The following is an 18,757-nucleotide window of genomic DNA, read 5'->3' as shown; positions in this document are numbered from 1 at the left end:
TATATTGCGCAGGAATCGAACAAGTTTCACGCTTGGACCTACCTCAATCACAAGGAGAACGTCATGCGTGTCGGAATCCCACGCGAGATCAAGAACAACGAATACCGGGTCGCGGTGACCCCGGCAGGCGTGGCCGAACTGACTCGGCGGGGCCACGAGGTCATCATCGAGCAGAACGCCGGCGCCGGATCTGCCATCTCCGACACCGATTTCAAAGAAGCCGGCGCGCAGATATTGGGCACAGCCCAGTCCGTGTGGGAGCAAGCCGAACTACTGCTCAAGGTGAAAGAACCCATCGCACCCGAATACGAGCTGATGCGTGAAGGTCAGGTGCTCTTCACCTACCTGCACCTCGCGGCGAGCAGGGCGTGCACCGACGCCCTGCTCCAGTCCGGTACCACTGCCATCGCGTACGAGACCGTGCAGGCCGCGGACGGTTCGCTCCCGCTACTGGCACCGATGAGCGAGGTCGCCGGTCGGCTGGCGCCGCAGGTCGGCGCCTATCAACTGATGCGGTCGGCCGGTGGACGTGGTGTGTTGATGGGCGGGGTCCCGGGTACCGCCCCCGCCGACGTGGTGGTGATCGGGGGCGGGGTCAGTGGCGTGAACGCCGCGACCATCGCGATGGGTATGGGGGCGACGGTGACCGTTTTCGACCTCGACATCGCCAAGCTCCGTGCGATCGACGCCCGCTTCTCCGGTCGGGTACACACCCGGTACAGCACCGCGCTCGCGCTCGGTGAGGCGGTCAAGAACGCCGATCTCGTGATCGGCGCGGTTCTGGTCCCAGGCGCGAAAGCCCCTGTGCTGGTATCCAATACGCTGGTGTCGGAGATGAGAGAAGGATCGGTCCTTGTCGACATCGCCATCGACCAGGGTGGATGCTTCGAGGACTCACGACCGACCACGCACGACGACCCGACGTTCATGGTGCACGACTCGGTGTTCTACTGCGTGGCCAACATGCCGGGCTCGGTCGCCCGGACCTCGACGATGGCGCTCACAGGCGCCACCTTGCCGTACGTACTGAAGCTGGCCGACCTCGGATGGACCGAGGCGCTGCGTCGCGACACCGCACTCGCCAAGGGCTTGAGCACCCACCGCGGTGAGATGCTGTGCCCGCACGTGGCAGCCGATCTCGAGATCCCGCTGGGCACATCGCCCCTCGACGATTCCGCTCATGCGGGTGGGTCGACGAACTCCCGGACAGACAAGTAGTGCGACATGTTCTCCATCCGCCGCTGGACCGCCGACACCTCTCGCACGGCCTGTCCGACAAGACTGCGGTCCAGGGGTGACAGTCTGGACATGGTGAGCACGTCGGTGGCCCTCTCCCCTCTGTCGAGTTGCGCTACCTGATAGGTCAGCCGGATCTTCTGCAAGACCTCGAACACCTCGATGAGTGTGTTGGCGTTGTCCTCGGTGAGCATCGGACTACCTGCGGCGGCGCCCAACCGTGCGCGCGTACCCAACTCCGGACTCTGCACGCTCAGCGCAGCCCACCGGGCGATGTTGATCACGGGGATCAACGCGTGGGACTTGATGTCGAATGTCCCACCGCGCCGCGACAACACGTCGCGCATCGAGCGGAGTTTCGCTCGATACGACAGCGATTCGGCAAGCAGCAGTCGCATGGTGCCAGGATGCGACCGCACATTGCCGAACACCTCGGACACGGCGGTCACACCGGGATCACCCCAGATGGGCCGGCCATCGAGCAGCAGGGAGGCCAAGATCATGCCTTTGTTGTCCAGGGGCGACATCAGCCACTGCTGGGCCGCTCCCTGCCACTGACTGTGGGTGCGGGAGAACAGTGGCATCTCTGCCGATGCGCCGTTGCTGTCGATGCTGAGACCGCAGCCGCGCAAGACCTCACCGACCTCGGCGAACGCTGCGCGATACGCCCCTATCGACTCCGGGTCGTTCACCGATTCGGCGAACGAGACCGCACTGTCCACGTCAGAACTGAGAACTGGTTCCCGACGCGCATTGCTGCCGAGCGACAGCCAGGTGAGGGCGGCGGGGTCCAATTCTGGGTGCCCACCCAAGACGATCTCGAGGGCACGGCGCACCACGGCATCGGTGACGACCGACAGAACGGCGGTGACCTCGAAGGACGGCCGACCACGTCGCAGCAGATCAGCCACCAGGTATCGCATCCGCTTGCCACGGTCCTGCAGGGTGTCGATCGAGTCGGCACGCGTGATCTGTTCTCGCAGAGCAACACTGATACCCGCAGGGGCATTGACGAAGTCACCGGGCAGAACAACTCCCCGGAGCTTGCCGCCCGGATCGACCACCGGGACACAGGTCAGATCGTGCTCCAGGATGTTGACGAGTACGTCGGAAGCGGGCGCATTGGTCACCGCGGTGATCGCGGGGAAGGTCATGACCTCGTGCACCGGGGTCCGCAGATCTGCTCCGGTGGCGACGACACGGGCGCGGATGTCGCGGTCGGTCAGCACACCGAAACGCCCGTCGTCACAGGGGATCACAATGTACCCACTGCGATGCTCGGTGATGACGGATGCGGCCTCTCGCACGGTCATCGATCCGGAGCCGACCACCGGGGCCGTGCGGATCAACTCGTCCACGGTGCCGTAGTCGTTGATCGACAACGAATCGGTGCGTTGCGCGACGGTGAGCTTACGGGCGAGGAACTCAGCACCCGCTAGGGACGAGAAGACCGCACGCACAGCATGATTGGGGACGCGACAGACCTGAACCGGACCAGCCGCGATGGCGAGTGGCCCGATCGACGATCCGGTCAACATCGCCGAGTAGCCGAACACCCCGCCCGGCCCGAGGATCTCGTCCGGGCCATCGGGTTTGTGATCGGGCGAGTTCCACAGTTCCACCTGGCCGGCTACGACAACGGCGAGTTCCTCGACCGGCCGGCTGAATCCGTCCATGATCTGGCTACCGGACTCGTGGTGCTCGAGCCGGGACGACGCAGCGATCCGTGTGATCTCCGACTCGTCGAGTGAGTCGAACGGCGGGTAGGCGGCAAGGAACTCCGCGATCTGGACCATTGACTCATCGTGCCAGGCCGGGACCCGATCAGCAGATCAGACCGGTCAGTGACTTCGGCAATTGCCGACGGGAGCGGTATGGGCCGACCACCGCGGCTCCCATGGGCCGGCTCAGCAACTCGCCTGCCACCCGGCTCGTGTCGGACACGGTGACCCGTTCGATCTTGCGAAGCGTTTGTTCGACGGAGAGCTGTTTGCCGTAGTTGATCTCGCCGCGTCCGTTGCGATGCATCCGGGACTGGGAGTCCTCGAGCCCCAGCACCATGCCGCCGATCAACGAACCCTTGGCGCGCACCAGTTCTTCCTCGGTGATGCCCTCGCGGGCAACCTGGGACAGGATCTCTCCGGTGACGGTGACGACCTCGGCCAGATGGTCGGGCGAACAACCGGCATAGACGGAGAACGCTCCGATATCGGCAAATGAATCAACCGACGAGTAAACCGAGTACGCCAGACCTCGCGACTCCCGAATCTCCTGGAAGAGCCGAGAACTCAGTCCGCCCCCGAGCGCGGTGTTGAGCACGGACAGTGCCCAACGATCCGGATTGCCCCTGCCGGGCGCGCGAACACCGAGGAGGATGTGTACCTGTTCGGTGTCGCGATAGGACAACTCGAGCGATGGCAGGCCACCGATCGTCTTGCTTCCCACACGAATCGGGGCGGGCGCGGCGTCGCCGCCGAGATGACCGGCGAAGGTGGACCGAACTGCTGCGAGAACATCGGCGTGTGAGACGTTCCCGGCGACCGACAGCACCATCTTGTCGGGTGTGTACCGACGACCGTGAAATGACTTGATCTGCGTTCGGGTCATGTCGGTGATCGATTCTGCCGACCCGATCACCGGCCGTCCGATCGGATGGTCCCCGTACATCGCCGTCATGAACAGATCCGCAAGCAGATCTTCGGGATCGTCGTCGCGCATCGAGATCTCCTCGAGCACAACGGTCCTCTCGACCTCGACGTCTTCGGCGCGACAACGACCGCGCAGGACGACGTCACCGACGATGTCGATGGCCGTGGCGAGGTGCTCGTCGAGTACATGCGCGTAGTAGCAGGTGTGCTCTTTGCCGGTGAAGGCGTTGAGTTCACCGCCGATGGCATCGATCTGCTGCGCCGTACTCGCTGCCGTTCGCGTGGGCGTCGACTTGAACAGCAGATGCTCGAGAAAGTGTGCAGCGCCGGCAACCGACGGCTTCTCGTCACGCGAACCGACCGCCACCCAGAGGCCGACCGATGCGGACCTGACCCCCGGGATGTGTTCGGTGACCACCCGCAGCCCGCCGGGCAGCACGGATCTCCGTACTGCCCGGTGGCTTGCGGTCGACGCGGACTTCGGCCGCGACGAGGTCAAACCTGTTGCGTTGCTCAGGCGTTCGCCTCCGAGACGGGCTCCGCCTCGGCCGGGGCCGAAGCCGCGTCGTCGTCGACGGGGACGAGGCTGATCTTGCCGCGGTCGTCGATGTCGGCGATCTCCACGCGAAGCTTCTCGCCCACGTTGACCACGTCCTCGACCTTGCCGATGCGCTTGCCCTTGCCCAGCTTCGAGATGTGCACCAGACCGTCGCGGCCCGGGAGCAGCGACACGAAGGCACCGAAGGTGGTGGTCTTGACCACGGTTCCGAGGAACCGCTCGCCCACCTTGGGCAGCTGCGGGTTGGCGATGGCGTTGATCATGTCGATCGCGGCCTGCGCAGACGGACCATCGGTGGCGCCGACGAACACGGTGCCGTCGTCCTCGATGGAGATGTTCGCACCGGTCTGCTCGGTGATCGAGTTGATCATCTTGCCCTTGGGCCCGATGACCTCACCGATCTTGTCGACCGGCACCTTGACGGTGGTCACGCGAGGCGCGTACGGGCTCATCTCGTCCGGCTCGTCGATGGCCTCGGCCATCACGTCGAGGATGGTGATCCGAGCGTCCTTGGCCTGGGCGAGCGCCGATGCCAGAACCTTCGACGGGATGCCGTCGAGCTTGGTGTCGAGCTGCAGTGCGGTCACGAAGTCCTTGGTGCCTGCAACCTTGAAGTCCATGTCGCCGAAGGCGTCCTCGGCTCCGAGGATGTCGGTCAGGGCGACGTAGCGGGTCTGGCCGTCGATCTCGTCCGACACCAGGCCCATCGCGATGCCGGCGACCGGCGCCCGCAGGGGCACGCCGGCGTTGAGCAGCGACATCGTGGAGGCGCACACCGAGCCCATCGACGTAGAGCCGTTGGAGCTCAAGGCCTCGGACACCTGGCGGATCGCGTACGGGAACTCGGCGACGCTCGGCAGTACCGGCATCAGGGCGCGCTCGGCGAGTGCGCCGTGGCCGATCTCGCGACGCTTGGGTGAACCCACCCGGCCGGTCTCACCGGTCGAGTACGGCGGGAAGTTGTAGTGGTGCATGTACCGCTTGCTGGTCTCGGGCCCGAGGGAGTCGACCTGCTGCGCCATCTTCACCATGTCGAGTGTGGTGACGCCCATGATCTGGGTTTCACCACGCTCGAAAAGGGCACTGCCGTGTGCGCGAGGAATGATGGCAACCTCGGCAGACAGCGAGCGGATGTCGGTGACACCGCGACCGTCGATCCGGAAGTGATCGGTCAGGATGCGCCCGCGTACCAGCTTCTTGGTCAGCGACCGGTATGCGCCGCCGATTTCCTTCTCGCGGCCTTCGAACTGTCCGGCGAGCTGCTCGAGGATCTCACTCTTGAGTTCATCGGTCTTGTCGTCGCGCTCGGCCTTGGCCGCGATGGTCAGGATCTCGGAGAGCTTGGCCGAACCGGCAGCCTCGACAGCGGCGAAGACGTCGTCCCCGTACGGCGGGAACAGCGGAAAGTCGCCGGTGGGCTTGGCCGCCTCGGCGGCGAGCTTTTGCTGTGCCTCACACAGACGGGCGATGAACGGCTTGGCGGCCTCGAGTCCCTCGGCCACGATGGCTTCGGTGGGCGCCTGCGCGCCACCCTCGATCAGTTCGATCACGTTGTCGGTGGCCTCGGCCTCGACCATCATGATCGCGACATCGGCGGAGTCACCCTCGCCGGAGACGATTCGGCCTGCGACGACCATGTCGAAGACGGCGCCTTCGAGCTGCTCGACGGTCGGGAAGGCGACCCACTGGCCGGCCTTGTTCTCGTCGGTCGGGATGAGCGCAACCCGCACGCCACCGACCGGCCCGGAGAACGGGAGACCCGCGATCTGGGTGGACGCCGAGGCGGCGTTGATGGCCACCACGTCGTACAGGTCCTTGGGATCAAGGCTCAGGATGGTGACGACGACCTGGATCTCGTTACGGAGACCGTCGACGAACGACGGGCGCAGCGGCCGGTCGATCAGGCGGCAGGTCAGGATCGCGTCGGTGGACGGACGGCCTTCGCGACGGAAGAACGACCCGGGGATGCGGCCGGCCGCATACATGCGCTCCTCGACATCGACCGTCAGCGGGAAGAAGTCGAAATGGTCCTTGGGGTGCTTGCCGGCACTGGTGGCCGACAGCAGCATCGTCTCGTCGTCGAGGTAGGCGACAACCGCGCCTGCGGCCTGCTGCGCGAGCCGGCCGGTCTCGAAACGGATGGTGCGGGTACCGAAGGTGCCGTTGTCGATGACAGCGGTGGCTTCGGTGATCTCGTCGTCGTAATCGACGGTGTCTGTGGTGGTGACGTCAGTCATGTGTTGGTGGTTCCTCTCGTCAGGCGTCAGAGATGACGACCTGCTTACGGTCGGTCGACTCGCGGGCGAACACACGCGAGTAGGCCCTGAACCAAGAGGAGGCAATTGCACGTCGCGTGACGGCCATCGATCGAAGCCGCCGGAGAATCGTGTCTCCGGGAGCCACTACCGAGGACCGCTCACCTACTGCAGTGTGTCCGGGCCGCAGATGCCGACCGGGTACTGCCGCGCAAACGGCCGTGATCTTCTTGGTACAAAGCCAACGCCGAGGATATCACTCGATATCCTCGGCGTTCGCACTCTCGGTGGTGCAGTGGCCTGCCGGGCGCCATTCGGCACCTCCGGCGCAGGCCAGTTGGGGCCTTACTAGCGGCGCAGGCCCAGACGCTCGATGAGCGAGCGGTAGCGCTGCACATCGACCTTGGCGACGTACTTGAGCAGACGACGGCGACGGCCGACGAGCAGCAGGAGTCCGCGACGGCTGTGGTGGTCGTGCTTGTGCTCTTTGAGGTGCTCGGTGAGGTCGGTGATGCGCTTGGTCAGCATCGCGACCTGAGCCTCGGGAGAACCGGTGTCGGTCTCGTGCAAGCCGTACTCGGCGAGAATGGTCTTCTTCTGTTCAACGGTCAAAGCCACAAAAAACTCCTGAAAATGCCGTCCGCGCGTTGATGGGAGAACTCCGGGTGGTTTTGACCCACCACCCTCGAAGATCTTGGTGCAGCCACCGCGAACCGCAGCACACACCGACTGGCCACTGTACCGGCGCGGCGGTCACCAGGCCAAATCGAGGCCTGGACCCTCGAGTGGGCCGATGCGCGAGTCAGTCCCGTGGATTGGGCCCGGATGCCAGCACCACACGGGTCTCTTCGACATCGGCTGCGATCTGGTCGATCAGCGACTGCACCGACTCGTACTTGACCTGCCCTCGGATACGTCCGACGAAGTCGACTGCCACGTGCTGGCCGTAGAGGTCGGCCTTGGTGTCGAGAACAAACGCCTCGACGGTGCGCGTACGTCCGGAGAACGTCGGGTTGGTCCCGACCGACACGGCCGCCTGGTAGCTCTCCCCCGGTTCCACCTGCCCGACGACCGGACCCGCTCCCAGAACGGTGAACCAGGCGGCATACACACCGTCGGCCGGAATGGCCGAGTACATCGGCGGTGCCACGTTGGCAGTGGGGAAACCGAGCTCGCGGCCACGTCCGTCGCCACGGACGACCACGCCCTCCACCCGATGGGGCCGGCCGAGGGCCTCGGCCGCCGCCGCGACGTCTCCGGCGTCCACACACGAACGGATGTACGTCGACGAGAACGTCACGGCATGCTCGCCCAGCAGTGACACCGCTTGCACACCGAACCCGAACTTCTCGCCGAATGTTCTGAGTACCTCGACGTTGCCCGCGGCCTTCTTCCCGAACGTGAAGTTGTCGCCGACCACGACCTCTTGCGCGTGCAGGCGCTCCACCAGCACCTCGTGCGCGAAGTCCTTCGGGGACTGGGCAGCGAGGACGGGGGTGAACGGCATGACGCAGAAGACGTCTATGCCCAGCTCTTCGGCGAGCTCGGCACGCCTGGTGAGTGTGGACAACTGGGGAGGGTGACTTCCCGGGCGCACCACCTCGGCTGGATGGGGATCGAAAGTCATCAGCACCGCCGGCACACCACGTTCTTTGGCGGCCTTGGTCGCGGTCGTGATCAACTGCGCGTGACCTCGGTGCACGCCGTCGAAGACGCCGATCGTGACCACACATCTGCCCCAGTCCGCGGGGATATCCTCAAGCCCTCGCCAGCGCAACACGGCACAAGCCTACGACCCCGCCCGCGGGACCGCGACACCGAACTCCCCATGGCGATCTGACGTCTGGTGGTGTCGCGTCCTAAGCTCGACAGGTGCCTCCATCTGATGCTCCCGAAGAAACAGGGAAGGATCTCACCGACTCCGCCGATCAGCGGGGCGTGTCCGAACTGTCCTCGGTGACGCAGGACTACCTGAAAGTGATCTGGACCGGCCAGGAATGGCGTCCGGAGAAGATCACCACCAAGATGTTGGCCGAACGTCTCGGCGTGTCACCGTCCACCGCGTCCGAGGCGATCCGCAAGCTCGCCGATCAGGATCTCGTGGTGCACGAGCGCTACGGATCGATCACGCTCACCGAGGCCGGCAGAACGGCCGCGGTGCTGATGGTCCGGCGGCACCGTCTGCTGGAGACATTCCTGGTCCGCGAGCTCGGCTACGGATGGGATGAGGTGCACGACGAGGCCGAGGTACTCGAGCACGCCGTGTCCGATCGCTTCCTGTCGAGGCTGGACGCGAAACTCGACTTCCCCACCCGAGATCCCCACGGCGACCCGATACCGCAGGTGGACGGGTCGGTCCCGTCGCCATCGGCCCGGATGCTGGCCGATGTGGACGTGGGCACCGCCGGACGGATCGCCCGCATCGCCGACACCGACCCTGAGATGCTGCGCTACTTCGACTCGGTGGGCATCGCGCTCGACCGCACCATCGCCGTCCGAGAACGTCGCCCGTTTGCCGGCACCATCGAGATCTGTATTGACGGCGGAACCCCGATCGATCTCGGAGACATTGCCGCACGGGCTATTTGGCTCGCCGACTGAAGTGAGCCGAACTGAACTCGGCCGGGACGGTTCTCAGCGCAACGTCGCCGGCCGGACCACCATCACCGAGCTGGCCCTGCGGCCCTTTTCCTGCAGCAGCGCGATGGTGTGGCCCTCAGGGTCGATGGCTGCGTAGACCCCCGCCATCCCGATCGGCTCGAGCCAGCGCCCCTGACTGATCGACTCGGCTTCCTCCGCGGTGATGTTGCGATGGGCAAAGGCGAACTGCGCTGCTGCATCGATGTCGAGCGACACCGTCGGGTCGTCGGCCAATTCGGCGATCGTGCGCGACACGTCGAGCCCGAACGGGCCGACCCTCGTGCGCCGCAGTGCCGTCAGGTGGCCACCCACGCCGAGTTCGGCCCCGAGGTCCCGTGCCAGCGACCGGATATAGGTCCCCGCCGAGCACTCGACCTGGACACGCACGTCGGTGTAGACCGCGTCGCCGTCCTGGACGGTCTCGATGTCGACGACGTCGAATCGCGACACCGTCACCTGCCGGGCCTTGAGTTCGAAGTCGGCGCCTTCGCGGGCCAGCGCATGCGCACGCTGACCGTCGACCTTGATGGCACTGACGCGGGCCGGGATCTGGCTGATCTCCCCCGTCAGCGGTTTGACCTCGGTGTGAATGCGCGCGTGGTCGAGGTCGCTCGTGTCGGTGCGGGTGAGAACGCTGCCTTCGGCGTCGTCGGTGTCGGTGGTTGCCCCGAGCCGGATCGTCGCGTCGTACGCCTTGGTGGTCAGCGACAGGAGGCCGAGCATCTTGGTGGCCCGCTCCACCCCGATGACCAGTACCCCCGTGGCCATGGGATCGAGTGTCCCGGCGTGCCCGACACGCCGTGTCTTGAGTAGCTTGCGGCACGAGGCGACGACGTCATGGCTCGTGACGCCCGCGGCCTTGTCGATGATCATCAGGCCCGCGCCGTCAAGGCCTGAACGTGGTGGTCGAGAACTCACGGTCGACTCCTCAATGCACGATCGCGGTGACGATGAGACCGTCCTGCACCAACCAGCGCCCATCGAACCCGAGCAAGGGCCGGCCCCCGTCCACGGTGGCACCGTCCACGAGGAGTTCGGTACGGAAGGTGCCCGTGCCCTCTGCGGTCTGCTCGAACGTGATGTGCGCATCCTCGAAACCGAGCCAACGTTTGGCCAACGGGAACCACGCCTTGTACGTGGCTTCCTTTGCGCAGAACAGCAGTCGGTCCCAGTGGACGTCCGACTCCCGGGCCGCCAACACTTCTCGCTCGGGCTCGATGCTGACGTGCTCGAGAACTCCCTCGGGCAGGGGCTCGTGCGGTTCGGCATCGATGCCCAACGAACGGACCTGCATCGCATAGCCCGCGACCGCAGCCCGGTACCCGTCGCAGTGGGTCAGGCTGCCCACGATCTGGCGGGGCCACAGCGGTTCACCGTTGTCGCCACGCAGGATGGGCACCGGCTCGACACCCAGTCGGCTCAACGCCTCTCGTGCGCAGTTGCGGGTGGTGACGAACTCGCGACGACGCTTGTCCACGGCACGGGCGATCAACGAGGCCTCGGCGGCCATCGGTTCGGCGTCGGCCATCTCGCCGAACGACTCTGCCACTGCGACCCCTGAGGGAAACAGCTTCTCGATCATGGTGTCTCGTCTCGCTTCTGTTCACGCTCGGCGCGGCGCACCTTCACGTCCTCACGTTTCTTGGCCAGCTTCTGGGCGAACTCCTCGGCGCGTTCCTTGTAGTCCGGGGGCAGCTCGAACCGGGCGCCATGTTCAGGCAGGTGCTCGGGCAGCAAACCGTCATCGGGAACGATCTTGCGCAGCAAGGGATCCGGCAGGCCACGGCGGCCCCACTCGCGCGGGTAGCCGACCGACACCTCTTCGAACCGCACCCCGTCGTACCAGGTGGTGCGGGGAATGTGCAGGTGTCCGTACACGCTGCACATCGCGTTGTACCGCAGATGCCAGTCGTCGGTGAGTTCACTGCCGCACCACAGGGCGAACTCGGGGTACATCAATGCGTCGGTGGGCTCTCGTCGCAGCGGCCAGTGGTTGATCAGCACTGTGCGCTCGGCGGGATCGAGTCGGTCGAGTCGGCGGCGGGTCTGGTCGATGCGGGCCCGACTCCAGGCGTCGCGCGTCTGAAATGGCTCGGAGGACAACAGGAACTCGTCCGTGGCCACGACGTTGTTCTCCCGGGCCACAGCCAGGGCCTGCAACTTGTTGACGGTTCCCTTGGGTCGAAAGGTGTAGTCGTACAACAGGAACATCGGCACCACGCGAACCGGCGCGGTCCCGTTACGCGGGTCGAACAGCGGGTAGATGTCCTCGGGCGTGACCACGCCCAGATCGCGGCACATCTGCACCAGGTAGTCGTAGCGGGCGACGCCGAAGATCTGCATGGGATCTTTGGCCGTGGTGTAGAGCTCGTGGTTGCCCGGGGTCCAGATCACGGTCTCGAACCGCGCTTTGAGGCGGCGCAGGGTGTCGGAGATGTCGTCGGTACGTTCGCTGACGTCACCGGCGACGATCAGCCAGTCGCCGTCGTCCTCGGGCCGGATCCGGTCGATGATCGATTCGTTCCCGCGGTGCGCGACATGCAGGTCACTGATCGCCCACAGTGTCGCCATGTCGCGTCCTTTCGCCGATGTTCACAGATCTGCCCGTCTCGTCTTCCGCCCCGTCACGCGAGGGTAGTCGAAGGTTCGGGTGGACCCGGTTCAGGGCGCTGGGGTCGCCCGGATGCCACCTCGGTCCAACGGCCACCGCGCACTCGCCATGCACCGGTGATCAGCCGCAGCACCATGAACACGACTAGGCCGGTCCAGATACCGGCCAGACCCCAATCGAACGCCAGGGACAACCAGATGAGCGGCAATAATCCGATGATTGCCGACAGCAGTGTCGAGGTGCGGAGGAAGGCCGCGTCTGCGCTTCCGAGGAGGATGCCGTCGAGGGCGAAAACGATTCCCGCGATCGGGAGCATCGCGACGAAGAACCACCACGGCGTCGACAGTTCGTCCAGTACCGCGGCGTCGGAGGTGAACACTCGCGGGAAGACGGCGTTGCCCGCGGCGAACATCGCGGCCAAAAGGACCGACACACCCAACGACCAGGCGATCACGCGGCGGGCGACTCTCCATGCTGCCGGGACCGCACCGGCCCCGAGGGCGGCACCGACCAGAGCCTGGGCCGCTATGGCAAACGAGTCGAGGACGAGGGCGACAAAGTTCCAGAGCTGCAGGACGAGCTGGTGGGACGCGACCGCTGCGACGCCGAACCGGCTCGCCACTGCGGCTGCGGACAGGAAACACACCTGAAAGGCGAGACTGCGCATGATGAGGTCGCGACCAAGGGTCAGCTGCGCTGCGATGACCGTCCATTGAGGACGCCTGGACACCGTCGACAGATCACCGGGTCCGGCGCCCTCCGGCGTCCGGCGGGTGACCGCACTGAACTCGCGGAGTACGCGGATCGCGAACAGGAGCCCGGCCAGACTCTGGCCGATGACGTTGGCGATTGCGCTGCCCACAAGCCCCAGGTGCGGCGCACCGAGCAGTCCGTGCACCAGAATCGGGCACAGAATTGCCGAAAGACCCAGTCCGGCAACCACGTACAGAATGGGACGTCGGGTGTCCTGCACGCCGCGCATCCAGCCGTTACCGGCCATCGACAGCAGGATCAACGGCACCCCACAGACCGCGATGCGCAGCCAGTCGACCGCCTCGGTGGCCACGTCACCGCCGCCGGTGAGCACGTCGAGGATCCAGGGGGCGGCCACTTGCATGACCGCCACGATGATCGCACCCACTGCCAGCGCGATCCACGTGGCCTGCAACCCCTCGCCCACCGCTCCGGCTCGATCGCCTGCGCCGAACTTCTGCGCAGCCCGAGCCGTCGTGCCGTACGACAGGAACGTGAGCTGGGTACTGACAACAGACAAGACGAGCACTCCGACACCGAGCGCTGCGAGGTCGAGACCGCCGAGCCTGCCGACAACGGCCAGATCGAGCATCAGGTACAGCGGCTCGGCCACGAGAACAACCAGGGCCGAGGCCGACAACCGCAGGATTCGGCTGTTGGTGGGAGTGAACTCCCCGACGCTCGCTTCGGTCACACCGAGCGCAACAACTGCCCGACGACCTCCGTGGCCGTTCCGGTGGCGCCGTATCCCGCAGCGAGCCGATGACCACCGCCGCCGTGTATCCGAGCCAGCGGGACGAGGTCGACGTCCGATTTGGCGCGCATCGACACCGTCCACTGACCCGGCGAGGCCTCCTTGAACACAACCGCGACCTCGGCTTCGGAGGTGGTGCGCACGATGTCCACCACGCTCTCGCTCTCTTCCCAGCCGAGCGCTGCCGTGGACTCGTGATCGACCACGGCGTACACCAGACCGCGTCCGGCAAACGCGTGGGGAACCAGCTCCGCCGAGTCGAGGGCGGCGGCAACCATCGCCAGCCAGGCGAACCGGTGGGTGTCGAGAAGTCGCCGAGTCCACCTCCGGCCGTCCACACCCAGTTCGAGCAACCGAGCGGCGATCCTGTGTGATCGGGGGCTCGCCCACTTGAATGATCCGGTGTCGGTGACCACGCCGGCATAGAGACAGGTGGCGACCTCGACGTCGAGCGGCACCTCGAGCGCATCGATGATCTCGAGAACGAGTTCGGCCGTGCAGTCCGCGGTGGGATCAACGAAGTTGATGGTGCCGAAGCCGTCGTTGGACGCGTGGTGGTCGATGACCACCGATGACTGCGCCGCCTCCACGACGGCGGCCAGCGATTCCAGACGATGGATGCTGGCGCAGTCGACTGTCACCACAACGGGGTGGCCGACGACCTCGCTCGGCTCGACAAGCGTGTCGGCACCGGGCAATTCGGCCAGCGCCGCAGGTAGCGTCGTCGAATCGGGGAAGCTCACCTCCACCACGGCGCCTCGGCGCCGCAGTGCCCCGGCTATGGCAAGGCCGCTACCGATGGTGTCGGCGTCAGGCCGCGTATGACAGAGGACGGTGACGTGCTCGGCAGCTGCCAGCACGTCGACGATCGACCGTAGTGCGGAGGTGGCCGCCGTTTCGGTGGTGTTCACCTTTCGTCAGCACCCGCAGTACCCGCACCTTCGTCGCCGGGATCGCCATCGGCACGGGCTGGTTCCTTGTAGGGGTCCGGGTCGCCGGCCGGGGCGGCATCGCGGGCCAGACGGGCGACTTCCTCGTCCTGCTGGCGGGCGCGCTCGAGTAGTTCTTCGAGATCACGTGCGGTGTCGGGCACCTTGTCCAACACAAAGCTCAGTGTCGGGGTGAAGCGGACACCGGTTCCGGCTCCGACCTTCGACCGCAGGATGCCGGTCGCCTTGGCCAGACCCGCGGCGGCTGCCGCGTAATCGGGTTCTTCGTCGAGCGACGGACCCATCACCGTGTAGAAAACCGTTGCATCGTGTAGATCACCGGTCACCTTCGCGTCCGTGACGGTGACGTAGGCCAGGCGGGGATCCTTGATTTCCTTGGCGATGGCCGTGGCGACAATCGATGAGATCCGCTTCGCCAACCGCTGTGCCCGTGCGGGGTCTGCCATGGGACCTCACTCCTTCTGTTCTCAGACCGGCCCGTGAGCCGAATTCTTCTCGAGTAATTGTGCTGCAGTGAGCTCAGTCGTCGTCGCTGCTGCGAATTCTGCGCCGGACGGACAACACTTCGACCTCAGGCCGTTGCATGACCAGATCTTCACTGGCATCGAGTATTTCACCGATGTGCCGCGAATCGGTGGCGACTGCCGCGACCCCGATCCGCGCTCTGCGGTGCAGATCGTGGTCGTCGACCTCGGCGACCGAAACCCGCAGACGCGCCAGTGATGCGACGATGGGCCGCACCACTGAGCGCTTCTGCTTCAGGGACCGGACGTCTCCGAGCAGTAGGTCGATCTCCAGGGAGCCGACAAACATGACGTCCTGGTCCGGGATTACTCCCGGGCCTTCTCCCGCAACTCGTAGGTCTCGATGACGTCGGCGACCTTGATGTCCGTCGCCGACGTCATTCGCGTGCCTTCTCCCGCAACTCGTACGTTTCGATGACGTCGTCGACCTTGATGTCCGTCGCCGACGTCATTCGCGTGCCTTCTCCCGCAACTCGTACGTTTCGATGACGTCGTCGACCTTGATGTCGTTGTACGTGATCGTGAGACCGCATTCGTAGCCGTCGCGGACCTCGGTGACATCGTCCTTCTCGCGCTTGAGTGAGGAGATGGTGAGGTTCTCGGCGATCACGACGTTGTCGCGCAACAGACGGGCCTTGGCGTTCCGGCGCATGATGCCCGATGTGACCAGACAACCCGCGATGTTGCCGACCTTCGACGAACGGAAGATCGCACGGATGTCGGCCCGACCCAGTTCGACCTCTTCGTAGATCGGCTTGAGCATGCCCTTGAGCGCGCTCTGGATCTCGTCGATGGCCTGGTAGATCACCGAGTAGTACCGGATGTCGACACCCTCGCGGTTCGCGAGTTCGGTTGCCTTGCCCTCGGCACGGACGTTGAACCCGATGATGATCGCGTTCGATGCCGACGCCAGGTTCACGTTGGTCTCGGTGACGCCACCGACACCGCGGTCGATGACCCGCAACTGCACCTCGTCGTCGATCTCGATACCGAGCAGCGCTTCTTCGAGCGCTTCCACGGTTCCCGAGTTGTCGCCCTTGAGGATCAGGTTCAGCTGCGAAGTCTCCTTCAGAGCCGAATCGAGATCTTCGAGGCTGATCCGCTTGCGGCTGCGTGCGGCCAGCGCATTGCGCTTGCGCGCATTGCGGCGATCGGCGATCTGGCGGGCGATGCGGTCCTCGTCGACGACCAGCAGGTTGTCGCCTGCACCGGGCACCGAGGTGAAACCGATGACCTGGACCGGGCGCGACGGCAGCGCCGCCGTGACATCGGCGCCGTGCTCGTCGACCATCCGTCGGACACGTCCGTAGGCGTCTCCGGCGACGATCGAGTCGCCGACCTTGAGCGTTCCGCGCTGCACGAGCACGGTTGCCACCGGGCCGCGGCCACGGTCGAGGTGGGCCTCGATGGCCACACCCTGCGCGTCCATGTCCGGGTTCGCCCGCAGGTCGAGTGAGGCATCCGCGGTCAACAGAACCGCTTCGAGCAGCGCGTCGATGTTGGTGCCCTGCTTGGCGGAGATGTCGACGAACATGGTGTCGCCGCCGAAGTCCTCGGCGACCAGACCGTATTCGGTGAGCTGAGCGCGGATCTTCTGCGGATCAGCACCTTCCTTGTCGATCTTGTTGACCGCCACGACGATCGGCACGTCGGCCGCCTGTGCGTGGTTGATCGCCTCGACCGTCTGCGGCATGACACCGTCGTCGGCCGCGACCACGAGGATCGCGATGTCGGTGGCCTTGGCACCACGGGCACGCATGGCGGTGAACGCCTCGTGACCCGGGGTGTCGATGAAGGTGACCAGACGTTCGTTGCCGTCCAGTTCGGTGAGGACCTGGTAGGCACCGATGTGCTGGGTGATGCCGCCGGCCTCGCCTTCGCGGACCTTCTCGTTTCGGATCGTGTCGAGCAGTCGCGTCTTACCGTGGTCGACGTGACCCATGACGGTCACCACCGGCGGACGTTGCTCGAGATCTTCCTCGCCACCGGCATCTTCGCCGTAGGTGAGGTCGAAGGAGTCGAGCAGCTCGCGATCTTCGTCTTCAGGACTGACGACCTGCACGACGTAGTTCATCTCGCCGCCGAGCAGCTCGAGCGTCTCGTCGTTCACCGATTCGGTGGCCGTGACCATCTCACCGAGATTGAAGAGCGCCTGCACCAGTGCTGCCGGGTTCGCGTCGATCTTGTCGGCGAAGTCGGACAGCGATGCACCGCGCGCAAGGCGAATGGTCTCGCCGTTGCCACGTGGCAACCGCACGCCGCCGACTGCGGGAGCCTGCATGCTCTCGTACTCGGCGCGTTTCGCCCGCTTCGACTTGCGACCACGACGGACTGCACCGCCGGGGCGACCGAAGGCACCGGCTGCGCCGCCACCACGTCCACGACCGCCGCCACCCGGGCGTCCGCGGAACCCACCGGGAGGACCACCGGGAGCACCTGTCGGGGCTCCGCCGCCACCGCCGCCGGGACCGCCGCGGTATCCACCGCCGCCGCCACCGGGACCGCCGCGCGCACCACCGGCGCCACCGGGTCCGCCACGTGCGCCACCGGGACCGCCGCGCGCACCACCGGGTCCGCCCGGACCGCCTGGGCGGGCCGAACGAGCCGGCATGGCACCGGGATTGGGACGGGGAGGCATGCTGCCGGGGCTGGGACGGGGACCGCCCTGACCCGGTGCCGGGCGTCCGCCGGTCGCGCCGCCGGGTGCGGGGCGCTGGCCGCCGCCGGGGCGGGGACCGCCCGCGCCGGGTGCCGGACGTGGTGCCGGACGCTCGACCGGAGCGGCCGTCGAATAAGGGTTGTTACCGACCCGCGGCGCACGCGGACCGGGCTTGGGGCCCGGAGCGGCCGGACGTGCGGCCGGAGCCGGACGGGAAGGAGCCGCAGGCGGGGTCGCGGAGGCTGCCGATTCTGCGGGAGCCTGAGGAGCCGCCGGAGCCGGACGCTGGGGAGCGGGCCGGTTCTGCGGGGCCGGAGTTGCTGCCGGGGGCGCCGGGGGTGCTGCCGGTGTCGCCTTGGCTGCGGGAGCCGCCGGGCGCGGGGCGCCGGGCTTTGCGCCGGTCGACGGCGCGGCCGGAGCCGAACCGCTGGGTGGCGGTGCCGAAGGAGCCGAGGTGCGCGCGGCACCCGGCTTGGCTGCTGATGGTTTTGCTGCCGGGGCGCTGCCTCCGGCGTTTGATGATGGTGCTCCACCGTTGGCGGCGGGAGCGTCCTTCCCGGGGAAGGACTGGCGAAGTCGCCGGGCCACCGGGGCCTCTACGGTCGACGACGCTGATTTGACGAACTCGCCTTGTTCGCTGAGTCGGGCGAGTACTTCTTTACTCGTCACGCCCAGTTCTTTGGCCAATTCGTGCACGCGGGCCTTGCCTGCCACTGCTCTCCTCACTTGGAGGTCGAGCGGCATTGCCCGCTACGACCTCGGTCTACGTCCGAAACGTGCTCATCGCAAGAACTTCACGGTGTGCTCATGTCTTCTGCTACCTGTCCTTAGTGGCCGACTGCTGCCGGCCTCTCTGTGTGGCTACCGACTCGATCTCTCGGGTCAGTAGATCGACGTCGACGGTCAACCCGCCGAGCCGAAATGCCCTTGCGAAGGCTCTGCGCTGCACCGCCGTGACCAGACATGCCGGTTCGGGATGCAGCCAGGCTCCTCGCCCTGGCATGGTCTTTCGATGGTCGATCACAACAGCCGGGAGACCGTCGTCAGTGCAGACGACCAGCCGAATGAGTTCGGTGGCCGGGCGACACTGTCGACATCCGACGCAGGTACGCATCGGAGTTTTCTCGCGGTGGGGCGAAGGATCACTGTGGACCACCGCAAAGTCTAC

General features: G+C 66.0%; 16 protein-coding genes. 2 read left to right on the top strand and 14 right to left on the bottom strand.

Annotated elements, in window-relative coordinates:
• Nucleotides 1-63: 63 nt before the first annotated feature.
• Nucleotides 64-1,218: an alanine dehydrogenase gene (gene ald / locus MVA47_RS15370; protein WP_247208556.1), complete on the top strand. Its 1,155-nt coding sequence runs from the start codon at nt 64-66 to the stop codon at nt 1,216-1,218.
• On the opposite strand, the gene MVA47_RS15365 is transcribed toward ald, so the two are convergent.
• The 5 genes from MVA47_RS15365 to MVA47_RS15345 all read right to left on the bottom strand — a co-directional run bounded on the left by MVA47_RS15365 (nt 1,179) and on the right by MVA47_RS15345 (nt 8,478).
• Nucleotides 1,179-3,032, bottom strand: a complete 1,854-nt coding sequence (locus tag MVA47_RS15365) for a putative nucleotidyltransferase substrate binding domain-containing protein (RefSeq protein ID WP_247208555.1) — start codon at nt 3,030-3,032, stop codon at nt 1,179-1,181. The genes ald and MVA47_RS15365 overlap by 40 nt on opposite strands.
• Before the next feature lie 28 nt (nt 3,033-3,060).
• Nucleotides 3,061-4,383 carry a pitrilysin family protein gene (locus MVA47_RS15360; protein ID WP_247208554.1) on the bottom strand — a complete coding sequence of 441 codons (1,323 nt, stop codon included), beginning with the start codon at nt 4,381-4,383 and terminating at the stop codon, nt 3,061-3,063.
• A 14-nt stretch (nt 4,384-4,397) separates the two neighbouring features.
• Nucleotides 4,398-6,680 (bottom strand): polyribonucleotide nucleotidyltransferase, encoded by a 2,283-nt coding sequence (locus MVA47_RS15355; RefSeq protein WP_062797833.1) that lies wholly within the window; start codon nt 6,678-6,680, stop codon nt 4,398-4,400.
• Between the two features lie 366 nt (nt 6,681-7,046).
• Nucleotides 7,047-7,316, bottom strand: coding sequence for a 30S ribosomal protein S15 (gene rpsO, locus MVA47_RS15350; RefSeq protein ID WP_023959738.1), 270 nt, complete (start codon nt 7,314-7,316; stop codon nt 7,047-7,049).
• Nucleotides 7,317-7,500: 184 nt separating this feature from the next.
• On the bottom strand, nt 7,501-8,478 hold the full coding sequence (locus MVA47_RS15345; protein WP_247208553.1) for a bifunctional riboflavin kinase/FAD synthetase: 978 nt from the start codon (nt 8,476-8,478) through the stop codon (nt 7,501-7,503).
• Nucleotides 8,479-8,636: 158 nt separating this feature from the next.
• Here MVA47_RS15345 and MVA47_RS15340 point away from each other — a divergent pair, with 158 nt between their 5' ends.
• Nucleotides 8,637-9,299, top strand: a complete 663-nt coding sequence (locus MVA47_RS15340; RefSeq protein WP_247210819.1) for a metal-dependent transcriptional regulator — start codon at nt 8,637-8,639, stop codon at nt 9,297-9,299.
• Nucleotides 9,300-9,332: 33 nt separating this feature from the next.
• Here the strand turns inward: MVA47_RS15340 and truB are convergent, their stop codons facing one another.
• The 9 genes from truB to MVA47_RS15295 all read right to left on the bottom strand — a co-directional run bounded on the left by truB (nt 9,333) and on the right by MVA47_RS15295 (nt 18,703).
• Entirely contained in the window at nt 9,333-10,256 is a 924-nt protein-coding gene (gene truB / locus MVA47_RS15335; RefSeq protein ID WP_247208552.1) for a tRNA pseudouridine(55) synthase TruB, read from the bottom strand.
• 10 nt (nt 10,257-10,266) lie between these two features.
• A complete protein-coding gene (locus MVA47_RS15330) occupies nt 10,267-10,920 on the bottom strand; it encodes a 4'-phosphopantetheinyl transferase (RefSeq protein WP_281504774.1) in 654 nt (217 codons plus the stop codon).
• Nucleotides 10,917-11,909 carry a metallophosphoesterase gene (locus MVA47_RS15325; protein WP_247208551.1) on the bottom strand — a complete coding sequence of 331 codons (993 nt, stop codon included), beginning with the start codon at nt 11,907-11,909 and terminating at the stop codon, nt 10,917-10,919. The genes MVA47_RS15330 and MVA47_RS15325 overlap by 4 nt, the downstream gene beginning before the upstream one ends.
• Nucleotides 11,910-11,962: 53 nt before the next feature.
• A complete protein-coding gene (locus MVA47_RS15320; RefSeq protein WP_247208550.1) occupies nt 11,963-13,396 on the bottom strand; it encodes an MATE family efflux transporter in 1,434 nt (477 codons plus the stop codon).
• A complete protein-coding gene (locus MVA47_RS15315; RefSeq protein ID WP_247208549.1) occupies nt 13,393-14,367 on the bottom strand; it encodes a bifunctional oligoribonuclease/PAP phosphatase NrnA in 975 nt (324 codons plus the stop codon). Before MVA47_RS15315 ends, MVA47_RS15320 begins: the two co-directional genes overlap by 4 nt.
• Nucleotides 14,364-14,852 (bottom strand): 30S ribosome-binding factor RbfA, encoded by a 489-nt coding sequence (rbfA, locus tag MVA47_RS15310; RefSeq protein ID WP_247208548.1) that lies wholly within the window; start codon nt 14,850-14,852, stop codon nt 14,364-14,366. The genes MVA47_RS15315 and rbfA overlap by 4 nt, the downstream gene beginning before the upstream one ends.
• A gap of 73 nt (nt 14,853-14,925) precedes the next feature.
• The gene (locus MVA47_RS15305; protein ID WP_030163524.1) at nt 14,926-15,219 is read right to left on the bottom strand and encodes a DUF503 domain-containing protein; all 294 of its coding nucleotides are present in this window, start codon (nt 15,217-15,219) and stop codon (nt 14,926-14,928) included.
• Between the two features lie 159 nt (nt 15,220-15,378).
• Nucleotides 15,379-18,303: a translation initiation factor IF-2 gene (gene infB / locus MVA47_RS15300; RefSeq protein ID WP_247208547.1), complete on the bottom strand. Its 2,925-nt coding sequence runs from the start codon at nt 18,301-18,303 to the stop codon at nt 15,379-15,381.
• Nucleotides 18,304-18,406: 103 nt separating this feature from the next.
• The gene (locus MVA47_RS15295) at nt 18,407-18,703 is read right to left on the bottom strand and encodes a YlxR family protein (protein WP_247208546.1); all 297 of its coding nucleotides are present in this window, start codon (nt 18,701-18,703) and stop codon (nt 18,407-18,409) included.
• Nucleotides 18,704-18,757: the final 54 nt, after the last annotated feature.

This window comes from Williamsia sp. DF01-3 (assembly GCF_023051145.1).
GTDB lineage: Bacteria > Actinomycetota > Actinomycetes > Mycobacteriales > Mycobacteriaceae > Williamsia.
The sequence above is the reverse complement of the archived record's forward strand: the minus strand, read 5'-3'. Positions and strand labels throughout refer to the sequence as shown.

Bases quoted from the DNA above. Each gene is read 5' to 3' on its own strand.
- rbfA (WP_247208548.1), bottom strand. From the start codon at position 14,852: ATGGCAGACCCCGCACGGGCACAGCGGTTGGCGAAGCGGATCTCATCG.
- MVA47_RS15325 (WP_247208551.1), bottom strand. From the start codon at position 11,909: ATGGCGACACTGTGGGCGATCAGTGACCTGCATGTCGCGCACCGCGGG.
- MVA47_RS15305 (WP_030163524.1), bottom strand. From the start codon at position 15,219: ATGTTTGTCGGCTCCCTGGAGATCGACCTACTGCTCGGAGACGTCCGG.
- MVA47_RS15330 (WP_281504774.1), bottom strand. From the start codon at position 10,920: ATGATCGAGAAGCTGTTTCCCTCAGGGGTCGCAGTGGCAGAGTCGTTC.
- MVA47_RS15355 (WP_062797833.1), bottom strand. From the start codon at position 6,680: ATGACTGACGTCACCACCACAGACACCGTCGATTACGACGACGAGATC.
- ald (WP_247208556.1), top strand. From the start codon at position 64: ATGCGTGTCGGAATCCCACGCGAGATCAAGAACAACGAATACCGGGTC.
- MVA47_RS15295 (WP_247208546.1), bottom strand. From the start codon at position 18,703: ATGCGTACCTGCGTCGGATGTCGACAGTGTCGCCCGGCCACCGAACTC.
- MVA47_RS15365 (WP_247208555.1), bottom strand. From the start codon at position 3,032: ATGGTCCAGATCGCGGAGTTCCTTGCCGCCTACCCGCCGTTCGACTCA.